The organism is Pseudomonas sp. Pmew2 (assembly GCF_058129885.1).
In genome coordinates this window covers 5622888-5639381 of sequence record NZ_CM176702.1, presented here as the reverse complement: position 1 = coordinate 5639381, position 16494 = coordinate 5622888, and the positions used below count along the sequence as shown (strand labels likewise).

Annotated in this window: 14 protein-coding genes; 5 read left to right on the top strand and 9 right to left on the bottom strand. The window is 58.8% G+C overall.

Annotated elements, in window-relative coordinates; translation table 11 throughout:
• Positions 1 to 21: 21 nt before the first annotated feature.
• From AC4ANK_RS26090 to AC4ANK_RS26055, 8 genes are all read right to left on the bottom strand, one after another.
• A complete protein-coding gene (locus AC4ANK_RS26090; protein ID WP_460383683.1) occupies positions 22 to 1944 on the bottom strand; it encodes a PrkA family serine protein kinase in 1923 nt (640 codons plus the stop codon).
• Between the two features lie 284 nt (positions 1945 to 2228).
• Positions 2229 to 2549, bottom strand: a complete 321-nt coding sequence (gene glpE / locus AC4ANK_RS26085; protein WP_002551886.1) for a thiosulfate sulfurtransferase GlpE — start codon at positions 2547 to 2549, stop codon at positions 2229 to 2231.
• Entirely contained in the window at positions 2546 to 3442 is an 897-nt protein-coding gene (locus AC4ANK_RS26080; protein WP_002551887.1) for a symmetrical bis(5'-nucleosyl)-tetraphosphatase, read from the bottom strand. Before AC4ANK_RS26080 ends, glpE begins: the two co-directional genes overlap by 4 nt.
• Entirely contained in the window at positions 3442 to 3822 is a 381-nt protein-coding gene (apaG, locus tag AC4ANK_RS26075; RefSeq protein ID WP_002551888.1) for a Co2+/Mg2+ efflux protein ApaG, read from the bottom strand. Before apaG ends, AC4ANK_RS26080 begins: the two co-directional genes overlap by 1 nt.
• Positions 3823 to 3935: 113 nt before the next feature.
• The gene (gene rsmA, locus AC4ANK_RS26070) at positions 3936 to 4742 is read right to left on the bottom strand and encodes a 16S rRNA (adenine(1518)-N(6)/adenine(1519)-N(6))-dimethyltransferase RsmA (protein ID WP_002551889.1); all 807 of its coding nucleotides are present in this window, start codon (positions 4740 to 4742) and stop codon (positions 3936 to 3938) included.
• On the bottom strand, positions 4739 to 5728 hold the full coding sequence (pdxA, locus tag AC4ANK_RS26065; protein ID WP_002551890.1) for a 4-hydroxythreonine-4-phosphate dehydrogenase PdxA: 990 nt from the start codon (positions 5726 to 5728) through the stop codon (positions 4739 to 4741). The genes rsmA and pdxA overlap by 4 nt, the downstream gene beginning before the upstream one ends.
• Positions 5725 to 7047: a peptidylprolyl isomerase gene (locus AC4ANK_RS26060; protein WP_460383679.1), complete on the bottom strand. Its 1323-nt coding sequence runs from the start codon at positions 7045 to 7047 to the stop codon at positions 5725 to 5727. Before AC4ANK_RS26060 ends, pdxA begins: the two co-directional genes overlap by 4 nt.
• Positions 7028 to 9808: an LPS-assembly protein LptD gene (locus AC4ANK_RS26055; RefSeq protein ID WP_002551892.1), complete on the bottom strand. Its 2781-nt coding sequence runs from the start codon at positions 9806 to 9808 to the stop codon at positions 7028 to 7030. Before AC4ANK_RS26055 ends, AC4ANK_RS26060 begins: the two co-directional genes overlap by 20 nt.
• Positions 9809 to 9937: 129 nt before the next feature.
• Between AC4ANK_RS26055 and AC4ANK_RS26050 the strand changes: the two genes are divergently transcribed.
• The 3 genes from AC4ANK_RS26050 to AC4ANK_RS26040 all read left to right on the top strand — a co-directional run bounded on the left by AC4ANK_RS26050 (position 9938) and on the right by AC4ANK_RS26040 (position 12467).
• A complete protein-coding gene (locus tag AC4ANK_RS26050) occupies positions 9938 to 10963 on the top strand; it encodes an aminoglycoside phosphotransferase family protein (protein ID WP_002551893.1) in 1026 nt (341 codons plus the stop codon).
• A 64-nt stretch (positions 10964 to 11027) separates the two neighbouring features.
• Positions 11028 to 11699, top strand: a complete 672-nt coding sequence (gene murU, locus AC4ANK_RS26045) for an N-acetylmuramate alpha-1-phosphate uridylyltransferase MurU (RefSeq protein WP_002551894.1) — start codon at positions 11028 to 11030, stop codon at positions 11697 to 11699.
• Positions 11700 to 12467 (top strand): TerB family tellurite resistance protein, encoded by a 768-nt coding sequence (locus tag AC4ANK_RS26040; RefSeq protein WP_002551895.1) that lies wholly within the window; start codon positions 11700 to 11702, stop codon positions 12465 to 12467. It abuts the gene before it with no gap.
• A 32-nt stretch (positions 12468 to 12499) separates the two neighbouring features.
• On the opposite strand, the gene AC4ANK_RS26035 is transcribed toward AC4ANK_RS26040, so the two are convergent.
• Positions 12500 to 13486: an alpha/beta hydrolase family protein gene (locus AC4ANK_RS26035; RefSeq protein WP_002551896.1), complete on the bottom strand. Its 987-nt coding sequence runs from the start codon at positions 13484 to 13486 to the stop codon at positions 12500 to 12502.
• Between the two features lie 78 nt (positions 13487 to 13564).
• On the opposite strand from AC4ANK_RS26035, the gene AC4ANK_RS26030 reads away from it, so the two are divergent.
• Positions 13565 to 15613: a sensor histidine kinase gene (locus AC4ANK_RS26030; protein ID WP_031597738.1), complete on the top strand. Its 2049-nt coding sequence runs from the start codon at positions 13565 to 13567 to the stop codon at positions 15611 to 15613.
• Positions 15610 to 16239 carry a response regulator gene (locus tag AC4ANK_RS26025; RefSeq protein WP_002551898.1) on the top strand — a complete coding sequence of 210 codons (630 nt, stop codon included), beginning with the start codon at positions 15610 to 15612 and terminating at the stop codon, positions 16237 to 16239. Before AC4ANK_RS26030 ends, AC4ANK_RS26025 begins: the two co-directional genes overlap by 4 nt.
• Positions 16240 to 16494: the final 255 nt, after the last annotated feature.

Here is a 16494-nt window from a genome sequence, read left to right as displayed (position 1 = left end):
AGCTTGAAGCTTGCAGCTGCTTTATTGCGATTTCCGCACGCGCAGATACCATTCGGACAGCAGACGTACCTGCTTGTCCGTGTAGCCCCTCTCGACCATTCGTGTGACGAAGTCGTTGTGCTTCTGCTGATCCTCCTTGCTGGCCTTGGCATTGAAGCTGATGACGGGCAGTAGGTCCTCGGTGTTGGAGAACATTTTCTTCTCGATCACCACGCGCAGCTTCTCGTAGCTGAGCCAGGTCGGATTCTTGCCGTTGTTGTTGGCGCGGGCACGCAGCACGAAGTTGACTATTTCGTTGCGGAAGTCTTTCGGGTTGCTGATGCCGGCCGGTTTCTCGATCTTTTCCAGCTCCTCGTTCAAGGCCACGCGGTTGAGAATCTCGCCGGTTTCCGGATCGCGGTATTCCTGATCCTGAATCCAGAAGTCTGCATACAGCACGTAGCGGTCGAAAATGTTCTGACCGTACTCGCTGTAGGATTCCAGGTACGCCGTCTGGATTTCCTTGCCGATAAACTCGATGTAGCGGGGTGCCAGGTATTCCTTGATGAAGCGCAGGTAGCGTTCACGCGTTTCGGCCGGAAATTGCTCCTGTTCGATCTGCTGTTCCAGTACGTACAGCAGGTGCACCGGGTTGGCAGCAATTTCGTGTGGATCGAAGTTGAAGACCTTGGACAGAATCTTGAACGCGAAGCGGGTAGAGAGACCGTTCATGCCTTCGTCGACGCCCGCACTGTCGCGGTATTCCTGGATCGACTTGGCTTTGGGGTCGGTATCTTTCAGGTTCTCGCCGTCATACACGCGCATCTTGGAGTAGATGTTGGAGTTGTCCGGCTCTTTGAGGCGCGACAGCGTGGTGAATTGTGCGAGCATCTTCAAGGTGTCAGGTGCGCAATGCGCTTTGGACAGCGAGCTGTTGAAAAGCAGTTTGTCGTAAATCTTGATCTCGTCGCTGACACGCAGGCAGTACGGCACCTTCACGATGTAGATACGGTCGATGAAGGCTTCGTTGTTCTTGTTGTTGCGGAAGCTGTGCCATTCCGATTCGTTGGAGTGCGCCAGCAGAATACCGGTGAACGGGATGGCACCCAGCCCCTCGGTACTGTTGTAGTTACCTTCCTGGGTCGCGGTCAGCAACGGGTGAAGGACCTTGATCGGTGCCTTGAACATCTCGACGAATTCCATCAGGCCCTGGTTGGCCCGGCACAGTGCGCCCGAGTAGCTGTACGCGTCGGCGTCGTTCTGTGGGAATTCTTCCAGTTTGCGAATATCGACCTTGCCGACCAGCGCGGAAATATCCTGGTTATTTTCGTCGCCGGGCTCGGTTTTCGCTACGGCGATCTGGTTGAGAATCGAAGGGTAGAGCTTCACAACCTTGAACTGGCTGATGTCACCACCGAACTCGGCCAGGCGCTTGGTCGCCCAAGGCGACATGATAGTGCTCAGGTAGCGTCGCGTAATTCCGAAGTCTTCTTCCAGAATCGCGCCGTCCTCAGTGGCGTTGAACAGGCCCAGAGGCGACTCGAAGACTGGCGAGCCCTTGATGGCGTAGAATGGGACTCTTTCGATCAGTTGCTTGAGCTTTTCAGCCAGGGACGACTTACCGCCGCCAACCGGGCCGAGCAGGTAAAGGATTTGCTTCTTCTCTTCCAGGCCTTGGGCGGCATGGCGGAAATACGAAACAATCTGGTCGATGCATTCTTCCATCCCGTGGAAGTCGGCAAAGGCTGGATAGCGGCGTATCACCTTGTTGGAGAATATTCGCGAGAGCCTGGAGTTGGTAGAGGTATCCACCAGTTCGGGCTCGCCAATGGCCAGCAGAAGACGTTCTGCGGCAGAGGCATAGGCGCTGCGGTCCTGTTTGCAGAGCTCCAGATACTCCTGTAGCGAGAGCTCTTCTTGCCGTGTGCTTTCGAAGCGTTGTTGGAAGTGGCTGAATATACTCATGACGTCACCTCGCTCGATACGTGGAGCCGGCGGCGGATCGTCAGTCGATGCTGGCAGCAACCACAATGCGGCTGCTGTTTCCCCCCAGAACACCTTAAAAGTAACTACCGATGACCCACGCGCCGGTGTACCGGCTCTCCCCTGAATACGGATGGCCTAGGCTAAGGATAGTTCGGATTCGGAAAGATAAAGAAGGGATGCGCGAGAAGACGGGCTGACCGTTCGTCAGATGGCTCGCGAGCCCGCGTAAAACGCGGGATCAGCTGTCATAAAAATATTTTTTATCAGCCTTGCGCGGTTTCGTCAGGGTAAGTGGCGCGCCACAGCTCAAAGCCGCCGTCGACGCTGTATACGTCGGAGAAACCCTGGCCCACCAGGTAGGCTGCAGCGCTCTGGCTGGAGTTGCCGTGGTAGCAGACAACGACCAGCGGCTTGTCCAGATCGGCCTTGGCGATGAAGTCGGCAATCGAGTGATTGTCCAGATGCACGGAGTCAGGAATGTGATTGCTTTGAAAAGTCTGCGCATCACGAACATCGACCAGCACTGCACCTTGCTCGCGCAGTGCCTGTGCCTGTTCAGGTGGAATACGTTTGAATTCGGTCATTGCCTGGGCTCCTGAGCCTGGGGGTTAGTGGCGGTGCCGGCCTGTGCGCTTGTAACAAGCCCGTTGGCGGCCTGGCCGACAGCATCGCAATTGCATTGGTGACGTTCAAAGGTATCAACGTTGAGCAGCGTCATCGAGCCGCCCCAGACACATCCGCTGTCGAGGGCAAAGACGCCAGGCTCGTTGCAGCGACCCTCAAGCGCCGCCCAGTGGCCAAAAATGATTTTCAGCTCACGGGTCTTGCGTTTCGGGTGGCTGAACCAGGGCGCATAGCCAGGTATGGCGGTTTCAACGCCTTCCTTGCTCTTCATGTCGAGCTTGCCGTCGCTGGTGCAGAAGCGCATACGGGTGAAGTAGTTGGTAATCACCCGCAAACGCGTGACGCCTTGCAGGTCGTTGTCCCACTTGGCCGGCTCATTGCCGTACATGCCGTCGAGAAAAGCGCCATACAGCTGGTCGTCCTGAAGTGCATGCTCGACTTCGGCTGCGTGCTTCAAGGCCTTTTTCAGCGACCACTGCGGCGCGATACCGGCATGCACCATGGCGACGTTGCGCTCTGCATCGTAGTGCATCAGCTTTTGCCGACGCACCCAGCCGAGCAATTCGTCACGATCCGGCGCTTCAAGGATTTCGCGCAGCGTATCGCCTTTTTTGAGCAGTTCGTGTTTACGGGCGACGGCAAGCAGGTGCAGGTCATGATTGCCCAGCACGCACACCAGCGATTCACGGAGGCCGTACAGGTAGCGAAGTGTTTCCAGCGATTGCGGGCCACGATTGACCAAATCGCCCACCAGCCAGAGTCGATCATGCTCGGGGTTGAAGTGGACGTGCTCGAGCAGGCATTGCAGAGGTTCAAGGCAACCTTGCAGGTCACCAACGGCGTACACCGCCATCAGTGCAGCGAACCCGGGACGGCCAGACGAAAGGGCTTTATGACCGCATCAAAGCGTTTACCGTCTTCAGCCAGCATCTGATAAGAACCCTGCATATTGCCCACGCGGGTGGTCATTACCGTACCGCTGCTGTAGGTATGGCTTTTACCGACCTCGATCAACGGTTGCTGACCGACCACGCCCTCGCCGCGCACCTCTTCGACATGGCCGTCGCCGTCGGTGATGACCCAGTGACGCGACAGCAGCCTGGCAGGTAATTTACCGTTGTTGTGCACGGTGATGGTATAGGCGAAAGCGAAGCGATTCTGCTCGGGTTGCGACTGTTCCGAGAGAAAGCGTGTGACGACGCTGACGTCGACCTGGTAACGAGAATCGGGCATGCAATAGGCCTTGAAATCCATAACGAAAAAATGGCGTGTGCGGCAGGTAGACAAGTCTAGGACAAGTAAGCGGGAAATGACGACTGGCAGTGCCGTTTACTTGTCCTCAGGGTTCACTCTGTCACAACTTTCTCGCTGAGAGTGTCTGCCAGACGGACGAATGCAGCCAGGTCGAGTTGCTCGGGACGCAAGCTGCCGTCTACTCCGGAAGCGGTAATCTCGTCGCTGGTCAACAGCAACTTGAGCGTGTTGCGCAGGGTCTTGCGACGCTGGTTGAACGCTTCACGCACGATGCGCTCCAGCACGCGGTGATCCTTGGCAGGGTGCGGCAATGTTTCGTAAGGGACGAGACGCACAATGGCCGAGTCCACTTTCGGCGGCGGGTTGAACGCCCCCGGCCCGACGTTGAACAGATGCTCCACGCGGCAATGGTACTGGACCATGATCGACAGGCGACCCCAGTCACCGCCGCCGGGACCGGCAGCCATGCGCTCGACCACCTCCTTCTGCAACATGAAGTGCATGTCGCGGATCAGGCTGGCGTTTTGCAACAGATGAAAAATCAACGGCGTCGAGATGTTGTACGGCAGGTTGCCCACGACACGCAGGCTGTGCGGTTCGGCACCCAGGCTGTTGAAGTCGAACTTCAGTGCATCACCCTGATGCAGGTTGAAATTTGGCTTGTTGCCGAACTGGCCGGTGAGGATCGGGATCAGGTCCTTGTCCAGCTCGACCACATCCAGCTGTGCGCCGCTGTTGAGCAGCCCTTCGGTCAGCGCGCCCTGGCCCGGTCCGATTTCCAGCAGCCGGTCTTCAGGTTTGGCACGAATGGCGCGCAGGATTTTGTCGATAACGCCTGCGTCGTGCAGGAAGTTCTGCCCGAAACGCTTGCGCGCCCGGTGTTGGTATTGCTCGGTCATGAATGGGTCTCGGCCATCTGGTAGGCGGTTTGCAGTGCAACGTGCAGGCTGCCGGTGTCAATGTTCGCGCTGCCAGCCAGATCCAGCGCCGTGCCGTGATCGACAGAAGTGCGGATAATCGGCAGGCCGAGCGTCACATTGACTGCTGCGCCGAAACCTTTGTATTTCAGCACGGGCAAGCCTTGATCGTGGTACATCGCCAGCACTGCGTCGCAGTGCTCCAGATATTTGGGGGTAAACAGAGTGTCGGCAGGCAGTGGGCCGCGTAAGTCCAGGCCCTCGCTGCGCAGGCGCTCCAGAGTCGGTTCGATGATGTCGATTTCTTCACGGCCCAGATGCCCGCCTTCGCCTGCATGAGGGTTGAGGCCGCAGACCAGAATACGCGGGCGGGCAATGCCGAACTTGTTCACCAGATCGGCATGCAGGATGCGTGTCACGCGCTCCAGTCGGTCTGGCGTGATGGCATCTGCCACTTCGCGCAACGGCAGGTGCGTGGTCACCAGCGCCACGCGCAGGTCGCCGGTCGCCAGCATCATCACCACCTGTTCGGTGTGAGTCAGTTCAGCGAGAAATTCGGTGTGTCCGGAAAACGCGATACCGCCGTCGTTGATCACGCCTTTGTGCACCGGGGCGGTGATCATGCCGCTGAACAGCCCATCCAGGCAGCCCTGGCCCGCGCGAATCAGGGTTTCCAGGACGAATGCAGCATTGGCCTTGTTCAGCACGCCGGTTTCCACCGGAGCGGCCAGTGGCGTATCCCAGACGTACAAACTGCCGGCAGGCGCAGGCAGGTCGGGAAGCGTATCAGGGGTGACGTCAAGCAGACTGACCGCCACACCCAGTTGCGCGGCCCGCTTAAGGAGCAGGTCACGGCTGGTGATGGCGATCAGGGGGTATGGCTGAGGCTGCGTGGCGAGCAGCAGGCAAAGGTCAGGGCCTATGCCGGCCGGCTCACCGGGTGTCAGGGCGAAACGCTTGGGTTTCACTGCGCAGCCTGGGTCGCGCCAGGGAGTTTGATTTCAACGTAGGCTTCGTCACGGATCTGACGCAGCCAGGTTTGCAGCTCTTCGTCGTACTTGCGGTTACGCAGTACGTTCAACGCCTGCTGTTCACGCGCCTGATCGGTAGCATCCGTGGAACGACGACCGAGAACTTCCAGAACGTGCCAGCCATAAGCGGTCTTGAACGGTTTGGACAATTCGCCTTGTGGCGTCTCGTTCATGACCTGACGGAATTCCGGAACCAGAGAGTTCGGATCAACCCAGTTCAGATCGCCGCCATTGAGTGCCGAGCCTGGATCTTCCGAAAAGCTTTTCGCCAGTTCGGCGAAGTCTTCGCCATTCTGGATGCGGTCGTAGATTTTCTCGGCAAGACGCTTGGTCTCTTCTTCGTTACGGATTTCGCTTGGTTTGATCAGGATATGACGCACATGCACTTCATCACGCATTTGTGCCTGCCCCTGGCCGCCACGTTTTTCCAGTAACTTGAGGATGATGAAACCGCCCGGCGTGCGCGCTGGAGGCGTCACGTCGCCGACAGGCATTGCGCTGAGCATGTCACCGAATGGCGGTGGCAGTTGCGCAGCCTTGCGCCAGCCCATGTCGCCGCCTTCCAGTGCGTTTTCGCTGGAGGAGGTGGTGGCTGCGAGTCGGGTGAAGTCAGCACCTTTCTTCAGCTGGTCATAAATGCCCTTGGCTTTGACCGCAGCAGCCTGGATGGCATCCGAAGAGGCGCTGTCAGGCGTTGCGATCAGAATGTTGGCCAGGTGGAACTCTTCAGACAACTGAGCCTTGCCCTGATCGGAGGCGAGGAAGTTTTTCACTTCCTGCTGGGATACCTGGATACGTTCGGCCACCCGGCGCTGACGCACACGGCTGATGATCATTTCCCGGCGCACCTGCTCGCGTGCATCGTTATAGGACAAGCCGTCATGAGCCAGTGCGGCGCGGAATTGCTCTACGCTCATGTTGTTGCGCTGGGCAATGGTGCCAATGGCCTGATTCAGCTCGTCGTCGGAGACACGAATACCGGACCGTTCGCCCATCTGCAACTGCAGGTTTTCCAGGATCAGACGATCCAGAACCTGTGGTTGCAGGGCTTCTGCAGGCGGCACACCAGAGCCACGCTTGGCAATGGTCTGCTGAACTTCACGTACACGCTGGTCCATCTGGCTTTTCATGATCACATCGTTGTCGACGATAGCCACGACACTGTCCAGAGGTTGAACCGCAGCATGCACTGTACCGCTCAGGAGTAACGCGCCCAGCATCAGCGGGCGCAGACAATCAGAAAGCTTGGTCTTCACGTTCACGATAACCTTGAATGCCTTTGTCGAGGAAGCTGTCTACCTTGGCGCCAGTTACACCGCCGAGCCCCTTCAACACGATTTGTAGGAATATGCCGCGGTCGCCTTTCTCGTTCTGAGGCGCTGCCTGACTGAACTCGTCGTAGTCGACCCAATAGCGGTTGACCAGACGCATTTTCCAGCAGCAGTTGTCGTACTCGAACCCGCCGAAAGCTTCGATGGTGCGCTCACGGTTGTAGTCATACTGCCAGCGGCTGATCAGGCTCCACTGCGGCACGATTGGCCAGATGACCGAGAAATCGTGCTGCTGGATCTTGTAGTAGTCCTTCACGTAGTTGGCATCGCCCGGACGTCCGTAGTCGCCACCGCCCACGATCCAGCGGCCAGTGCTTTCGTCGTAACGAATCTGGTCGTTGCGATAGCGATAGCCGAGGTTGACGATCTTGTTCGGGTTGTCTTCAGGCTGGTAATGGAACATTGCGCTGCCCGAACGGGTGCTCTTGCTGTCCGGATCCCAGTTGAAATCGGAGTTGAAGCGCCAGTCGCGGTTGAAGCGGTATTCGTATTCCAGCGCGTAAGGCGAAACGTTGGCGCGCGCATCATCACGATCAGCGAACACTACGCCAGGCAACTGCACCTTACGGTCTTCGAAATACAGCGCCTGACCGATGCTGAAGCGTTGACGTTCAAAGCCGTTGCTTTCAATCCAGCGGTTGGTGATACCCAGCGACAGCTTGTTCTCGTCGCCGATGCGGTCGGAACCGGTGAAGCGGTTGTCACGGAATAGCGAGGCATAATTGAATGTACTTTCGCTGGTGTCGAATACCGGGATGTCGGTCTGGTCTTTCTCGGGTACATAGAGATAGAACAGGCGCGGTTCCAGGGTTTGACGGTAATCCTTGCCGAACCAGTTGGTGTTGCGGTCGAAGTACAGGCCGCTGTCGACGCTGAAGATCGGCACGCTGCGGCTTTGACTACTGCTGTATTCCTCGCCAGCCAGAAGCGAGCTTTTGCCCTGACTGTCCAGGTCCAACGCGTACTGGGTGTAGACGTACTTAAGCTTCGGTGTCAGGAAACCATAGGTCCAGTTCATTGGCAGGCTGACGGACGGCGCCAGATTCAGGCGGTCCCCGTTTGCCCGGGCAAGGCCGGTGATGTTGTTGTCCAGGCGTGTCTCGGAGTTGCCATCTTCATCGATGAACGCGCCGCTGCGCAGATCACGTTCGAAGCGAACGGCTTCAGTCTGATAATCAAACTTCAGACCACCCGGGTTGTAAGGCAACGTACCGTTGAGCGTCAACTGTGGCAGGCGGTTGTAAGGCGTAACGTTCGCAACCGTAGCCAGCTTGTAAGCCTGAGCGTTGAGCACTGCCGAGTAGCTGTCGCCACGGTAGGTCAAAGAGCCCTGCTGGTTGAGGAAGTCCGTCCGTTTAACGCCGATCTGATCGGTTTCCAGATCCTGGAAGTAATACGGGTCGCTGATGTCGGTGTAATCAACCTGGGTCAGCCAGCGCGTATCAAGCCCGCCCTTGTGCTGCCAGTTGATCATCCAGCGAGTCTTGTCGTAGTCCGACTGCAGCTTGCGGTCGTCGTTCTCGTCGTTCAGGTACGCGCCGCCAAACTGGCCTTCGCTGCCTTTGGTCAGGTAGCGGAACTCGCCTTCCATCAGCAGGCCGCGGTCGGCCATGTAACGCGGGTACAACGTGGCGTCGTAGTTCGGTGCCAGGTTGAAGTAGTACGGAGTAACGAGTGTGAAACCGTTATCGCCGCCTGCCGCAATGGTCGGCGGCAGGAAGCCGGACTGGCGACGGTCGTCGATCGGGAAGTAGATATACGGCGTGTACAGAACCGGTATGTCCTTGACCCGCAGGGTAACGTTGGTCGCTGTACCAAAGCCGGTGGCCGGGTTCAGCGTGATGTTGTTGCCCTTGAGCGTCCATGCGTTACTGTTCGGCTCGCACGAGGTGTAGGTACCGTCCTTGAGCCGGATGATCGCGTTTTCTGCACGCTTGGCATACAGGGCGTTACCGCGAATGTTCGACTTGTGCAGGACGTACTCGGCATTGTCGACACGGGCTTCGCCGGTATCGAGTTGCAGCTCGGCCTTGTCACCGACGATCAGCGCGCCGTTGTCGCGCAGACGGACATCGCCGTTCAGCTCGCCACGGTTTTCGGCCTGATGCAGTGCTGCCTCTTGAGCCTGTACCTGCATGCTGCCCTGGCGCAACACGACATCACCTGCCAGCGTCGCGACCTGCGCTTCCTGTTCGTAACGCGAAGCCTTGGCTCCGACGAACATAGGCGCGTCTTTCATCGGCGTCTTGTCGTCCATGCCTGGGCGGATCGGCTCGACGTAGGCACCCGAGCAATACGGACCGGTCTCGGCCAGTTGTGCTGCGGTGAGCTTTTCGCGAGGAACCCAATCAAGGTGGCTGTAGTCAGCACTACGCGACCTGAGACCTTTGCCCTTGGCTTCGGTAACCAGTTGCGTACCTGCAACCTGCTCACCCGAAGAGGTGCCTTGCGAGGTAACTGTGCCGTTGGAACTGACCGACGTCGTGTCATGCACGGGGCGCGGAGGCAGATCCACTGCAGCAGCATTGGATTTCGGCGCACAGTTCCAGGCACCCGAAGCAGAGACTGAGCAGTCATACTGTTCCGCGGCGACCACGAACTGAGTGGCCAGAGGTTGCATCGCCAGCAGACTGCCGGTTACGAGCAACGGAAATTTTTTACGAAACGCGGGGGATTTCAATGCCATCTTATTAGTCCGGGCTTCCTGCGCGCCATCTGCCCGCGGGGGGGCCGCACGCCTCTCGATGGGCTGAAAAAGATTCCGGATAATAAAGCATGACCCGCTTGACGGCTAGCGCCGTCGGAGACCCTTGTAATGTCAGATCAAGATATACGCCTGCAATCCCTGAAAGTTTGGCTCGATGAGCAGTTGCCAGCGCTGTTTGCGGCACAAAATTGGGGCGCTGTACCCCCGGCCACATTGACTGCGGCCAGTAGTGACGCAAGTTTTCGTCGTTATTTTCGCTGGGAGGGCGCTGGCCGAACTTTTATTGTGATGGACGCTCCGCCACCGCAGGAAAACTGCAAACCGTTTGTGGATATCGCTCATTTACTGAAAAAGTCGGGCATTAATGTTCCAGAAATTTATGCCGAAGACCTGAAGCAAGGCTTTTTGCTGCTCAATGATCTTGGCCGTCAGACATATCTGGATGTGATTGACGCTGACAATGCCGATGCCTTGTTCGCCGATGCAATCCAGGCGCTGCTGGCCTATCAGCAATTGCCGATGGACGCGCCGCTGCCCAGCTATGACGTCGCGTTGCTGCGCCGTGAACTGGAGCTTTTCCCCGAGTGGTACGTGAAGCGCCACCTGGGTATCGAGATGGACGAGGCGCAACTGAGCGATTGGCAGCAGGCCTGCGAGTTGTTGATCAACAGCGCTCTGGCGCAGCCCAAAGTGCTGGTGCATCGCGACTACATGCCGCGAAACCTGATGATCAGCGAGCCCAATCCAGGCGTGCTGGATTTTCAGGACGCTGTCTACGGCCCGGTCACCTATGACGTGACCTGTCTGTTCAAGGACGCGTTCCTGAGCTGGCCACAAGAACGCGTCAGCGACTGGCTCAGAATCTACTGGGATCAGGCGCGTGCCGTTGGTATCCCGGTGCAGGAAGATTTTGCCGCCTTTGAGCGCGCCAGTGATCTGATGGGTATTCAGCGCCATTTGAAGGTGATCGGTATTTTTGCCCGCATCTGCCACCGCGATGGAAAACCGCGTTATCTGCAAGACGTCCCGCGCTTTTTCGCTTATATAGAGGCAGTTTTGTCGCGTCGCCCCGAGCTGGCTCAACTCGGGCAGTTGCTCACCAGTCTGCAGCAACCGGTAGAGACCGCTGTCTGATACGCCAGCGACGGCCTGAAAATGGCTATTTTGAAAGAAACCTGATTGTGTTGAAGAGGACTGCATGAAAGCCATGATTCTCGCCGCCGGTAAAGGCGAGCGAATGCGCCCGTTGACCCTGCACACGCCCAAACCGTTGGTGCGTGCCGGGGGGATGCCGTTGATCGAGTACCACCTGAACGCCTTGCGCGCAGCCGGGTTTCACCAGCTGGTCATCAACCATGCCTGGCTGGGGCAGCAGATCGAGGATTATCTGGGCGACGGTCAGCGTTTCGACCTGAGCATCCGTTATTCTCCCGAAGGCCAGCCGCTGGAAACAGGCGGCGGGATTCATCGGGCCTTGCCATTGCTGGGCGTTGAGCCGTTTGTGGTGATCAATGGGGATATCTGGACGGACTATGACTTCAGCGCTTTGCGCGTGCCGCTAGCCGGTCTCGCGCATCTGGTGCTGGTCGATAACCCGGCACATCACCCCACTGGCGATTTCTCGTTGGTCGACGGTCAGGTACGCGATGACGATTCGGCAGGTCAGCGGCTCACCTACAGCGGTATCGCTATCCTGCATCCACAGTTGTTTGCCAACTGTGAGCCCGGTGCGTTCAAGCTTGCGCCGTTGTTGCGTGAGGCCATGCATCAAGGCCTGGTAACGGGAGAGCACCACAGAGGGCGGTGGGTCGATGTCGGCACGCACGAGCGTCTGGCTGAAGTCGAGCAGTTGCTTGCGGAGACCCGCTGAATGCTTTGGCCTGGCACGTTGATCGGCGCGGGTGTCGGCTATGCAATTGCCAGCATCCCGGGCGCAATGCTGGGTGCTCTATTGGGGCAGGCGCTGGACCGGCGCCTGAAGCTGCAGAGCTGGGCGCACCTGCGCGAGCGTCTGGGAGGGCGGGCGGCGATACCCGCCGATGGGCTGCTGTTTGTGTTGCTGGGCCGTCTGGCCAAGAGTGACGGACGTGTCCTGGCCAGTCATATTAATCAGGCCCGTACCGAAATGCGCCGTCTGAACCTGAACGAGGCGGATCAGTTGCGCGCCATCAACGCCTTCAAACGCGGTCGTGACGGTGCCGACGGCCTGCGCAGTTATTTGCGCGGTCTGCACGGGCAGCCGGACACCGCCGAGGAGTTGTTGTGTGCCTGCTGGCGCATGGCCTGGGCGGATGGCAAGGCTTCCCGGGTCGAGCGTGAGTTGATCGGGGTATGGGGCATGTGGCTGGGTTGGACAGGCCCACAAGTCGAAGCGCTGGCTGCCGATCACGACCCGATGAAGCGTTCGCCGGTCAGTAGTGGTGATGACTACAAAAGCGCGATGACGCTTCTGGGAATAAAACCGGACACCGATCCTTTAAGCATCAAGCGCGCCTACCGTCGGCTGCTCAGTCGGCATCATCCTGACAAGGTTGCCGGTTCGGGTGCCAACCCTCAGCAAGTGCGGGTGGCTACCGACAAGACCAGCCAGCTGCATAACGCCTATCGGGTGGTAAAGGCCCGACGCGGGTTCAACTGAGCCTGCTGTGCGTCGGGCGCTCGGGGTGAAGCTTATTTTTCTTCCTTGGCGTCTATCCAGCCACGAACCCTGCGGAACAGTTGTTCTTGCTCGGTATCTTCATTGCCCACGATATTGATCAGACCAATCTGCGTAAAACCGGGGCCTTTGGCGCGTTTGCTGGCCTGCAGACGTGCTTTGGCGGCCTGGTCCGGCGAGTTTTTGTAGATGAAGTCGGCGGTCTTTATTTTCAGCTGAGGCACCATGTCCAGCAGCGAAGGCGCAGCATTGACCGGCTCGCGCGCAGCAAGCATCACCAGCTTTTGCACGGCAGGCGATGTGCGTTCATTGAGGAATCTGGCTGCCCAATAGGCACCGCTGCTATTGCCGATCAATACGATGCTGCGAGCCTTGTTCTGCTGCGCAAAGCTGATCGCGCTTTCGATCCGCGCGAAGATGCGCTCGGCCTGAGCCTTGTTGAGTTCCTCGTCGGCAGCTGCCTTTGCGGTTGCTGCGGCAGCCAGAGCCTCGGCTTCAGCTGCCGGGTCTTGCGCTTTCGCACTGGCGTCCTTGGGGGATTCCTTGGGTTTGGCAGCGTTCGCGTCGGTCGAGGCGGCGTCGGGCTCGCGTGGCACCAGGCTGTTGTCTATCGCATCCGGCAGGGTGATGCTCAGGCTTGACCAGCCGACATCCGGAAATTTTCTGCGCAGCGGGCCGACGGCATCCGGCCAGTCCGGTGACTCGGCGTCGCCAGGCACAATGATCACCGCGCCCTGGGGCTCGTCACTGTTTGCAGGCTTCCAGAGCGCGAGAAAGCTTTCGTCACCCGCCTGAAGTTGCTGCTGATCCTCGCGAGGCAATTGACGCTCCAGCGCTATCGCGTCTTCCTGCGAGCGGCTGAGCAGCGGTGCCCGTTCTACCGGCGCTTCGGCAGCCGCGTCCTTGGCCGGGGCCGGATCGGCTGCGAGCACAGGCAATGCGCAAGGCAGGACCAATGACAGAAACAATGCAGGAAACGTTGCGCGAAAGGTGTAGGACATCGGATATTCCAAGCCAGAAACTATCCCGGCAGCCTAATGGGTTGATCGGCTTTTGTCAGGCCTGAGCCTGCGCGGCATATGGCCGTCATACGAACACACGAGAGCGACACATTGATGATTGGTCTTCTGCGCACCGGCTTTATCGGCTGCCTGGCTTTGCTCTTGATGGTTCAGATGGCGAATACGCAGGCCGACGAGCCACAAACGCCTGAACCTGCGCAGTTGAGTTCAGCACAGCGTAGCTGGCTCGATCAGCATGGCCCGTTGCGGATTGGCCTGGTACTGCGCGCGCCTTACGCCCAGTTCGATCAGCGTTTGCAGCAGTTGTCCGGAGCCAATGTTGACCTGATGAATGCGCTGGCTTCGACGCTGCCGGTCGAGTTGCTGTGGCGAAACTTTCCTGATCAGGCGGCGCTTGAGAAGGCCTTGGCCAATGGTGAAATCGATGTTGCGCCTGGCTTGATGCAGACCCCGGCGGGCCTGCGTCTGTGGTTGTTTTCCGATCCGTATCTGCGTGTTTCGCAACTGTTGATCGGCGAACGCGATGGCAGCACTGCCGTGGACCTCGAGAAACTCGACAGCTTTTCGCGGGTTGCTGTACGCATGCCAGGCCCTGCCGCCGATTACCTGCGCAGCAACTTTCCGCACCTGAACCTGCAAGGCGTGCCGCTGGAGCGTCAGGCGCTGCAATTGTTACTCAGTCAGCAGGCACGGTATGCCGTGGTGGACGAGGCGCAGCTCAGCCGTTTGCTCCGCGAGCCGGAGTTTGCCGGGCTTGCGATAGTGGGGGATATCGGGCTGCCGCAATTGTTGCGCGTGGCTTCACGCCGTGACATGCCGGAGCTGGCCGCCATTGTCAGCGAAGCGTTGCGCGCGATTCCTGCCAAAGAGCTGGAGCAACTGCACGCGCGCTGGATGCCACTCACCCCATCGCATTTCATCGAGTCGACCAAGCTCTGGAAAAACCTGTGCATTCTGCTGCTGGTAATGTTGCTGGCCTGTTTCGCCATCGTGGTCTGGCAGCGTCGCCAGCAGCAGGCGCAGGAGCAGGAGTTGCTTTGCGCGCGAGAAGAACTCGCCCGTCGCGTCGAGGGGGAGGAGGCGCTGCGTCTGGCGCAATTCTCCATCGACCAGAGCACTGTCGGCATCCTTTGGGTCAATTGGGACAGTCGTGTGCGTTACGCCAACCGGGCGGCGGAATCCATGCTCGGCTACGCGCCGGGACAGGTGGTCGAGCGCCCGTTGATTGATTTCGAGCCCGGTCTGCACATGGACCGCTGGCTCAACCTGTGGAAAAACGCGCGTTCCCGCGAAGACAGCCCGCAGGTGTTCGAGGCCCATTGTCTGCGCGCTGATGGCAGTCTTCTGCCTGCCGATGTCTCGTTGAGCTTCCTGCGCTTTCACGAGGCGGAATACCTGGTGGTGTTTCTCAGCGACGCCAGCGAACGACGCCGTGCGCATGATCAGTTACGTGAATTATCAGCGCATCTGGAAAGCGTGCGTGAAGAAGAGAAGGCGCGTATTGCTCGCGAGGTGCATGACGAGCTGGGGCAGATGCTGACGGTGCTGAAGCTGGAAACATCAATGTGCGAACTGGCCTATGCTGACCTGGACCCCGGCCTTGGTGAGCGACTGGACAGCATGAAGCGTCTCATCGCTCAGCTGTTTCAACTGGTGCGTGATGTTGCCACGGCATTGCGGCCACCGATTCTCGACGCCGGCATTGCGTCGGCCATCGAGTGGCAGGCACGCCGTTTCGAGGCGCGCACGCAAATCCCTTGCCTGGTGCAGGTGCCGGACAACCTCCCGGTGCTTAGCGATGCCAGAGCCACTGGCATGTTCCGGATTCTCCAGGAAGCGCTGACCAACGTCATGCGCCACGCCCAGGCGCACACGGTGGAAATCAGCCTGACGTTGCAGGATGGCATGATGTGCATGAGCATCGCCGATGACGGGCAGGGGTTTGTCGTCGAGTCGGGCAGGGTGGTTTCATTCGGTCTGGTCGGGATGCGCGAGCGGGTGCTGATGCTCGGCGGCAGACTGGAGCTGGACAGCGATGCCGGTGAGGGCACAACCTTGCGCGCCTACATCCCGTTGGACCCCGTCGCACAGGAGCGAAGCCAGTGATTCGTGTTTTGGTAGCCGAAGACCACACCATCGTGCGTGAAGGGATCAAGCAGTTGATTGGTCTGGCCAGAGACCTGCAAGTGGTCGGTGAGGCCAGCAATGGCGAGCAGCTGCTCGAAACCTTGCGTCATGTGGCCTGCGAAGTGGTGTTGCTGGATATCTCCATGCCCGGCGTCAATGGTCTTGAGGCGATTCCGCGAATTCGCGCACTGGCCAGTCCGCCCGCCATTCTGGTGCTGTCGATGCACAATGAAGCACAGATGGCGGCACGTGCGCTGAAAGTCGGCGCCGCAGGTTATGCCACCAAGGACAGCGACCCGGCGCTGCTGCTGACGGCAATTCGTCGGGTAGCGGCAGGCGGGCGCTATATCGACCCGGACCTCGCCGACCGCATGGTCTTTGAAGTGGGCCTGACCGATAGCCGGCCTTTGCACTCATTGTTGTCGGAGCGCGAGTTCTCGGTGTTCGAGCGCTTGGCGCAGGGCGCCAACGTTAACGACATCGCCCAGCAACTGGCACTGAGCAGCAAAACCATCAGTACCCACAAGGCGCGGCTGATGCAGAAAATGAAACTCAGCTCACTGGCCGATCTCGTCAAATACGCGATGGAGCACAAACTGCTCTGAGTCTGAAAACGACACTCCAGCTGAGTGTCGGGTCGGTGCCTTACTCACAACTATCGTGCGACGCTCCGCGTCGGCATGCCGTTCTGGACGCTCCGCGTCCTCTTTTGTGACGCAGAGCGTCACGCACTGCATTCCCACGCTGGGGCGTGCGCAACGATCAGGCTCACTCACATACTCAATCGCGCCATCTCTGTAGGGCAATCCCTACCCCTGGCCTTCCAGCCAGCCTAGGCGATTCTCTCCCGGCTGCCGATT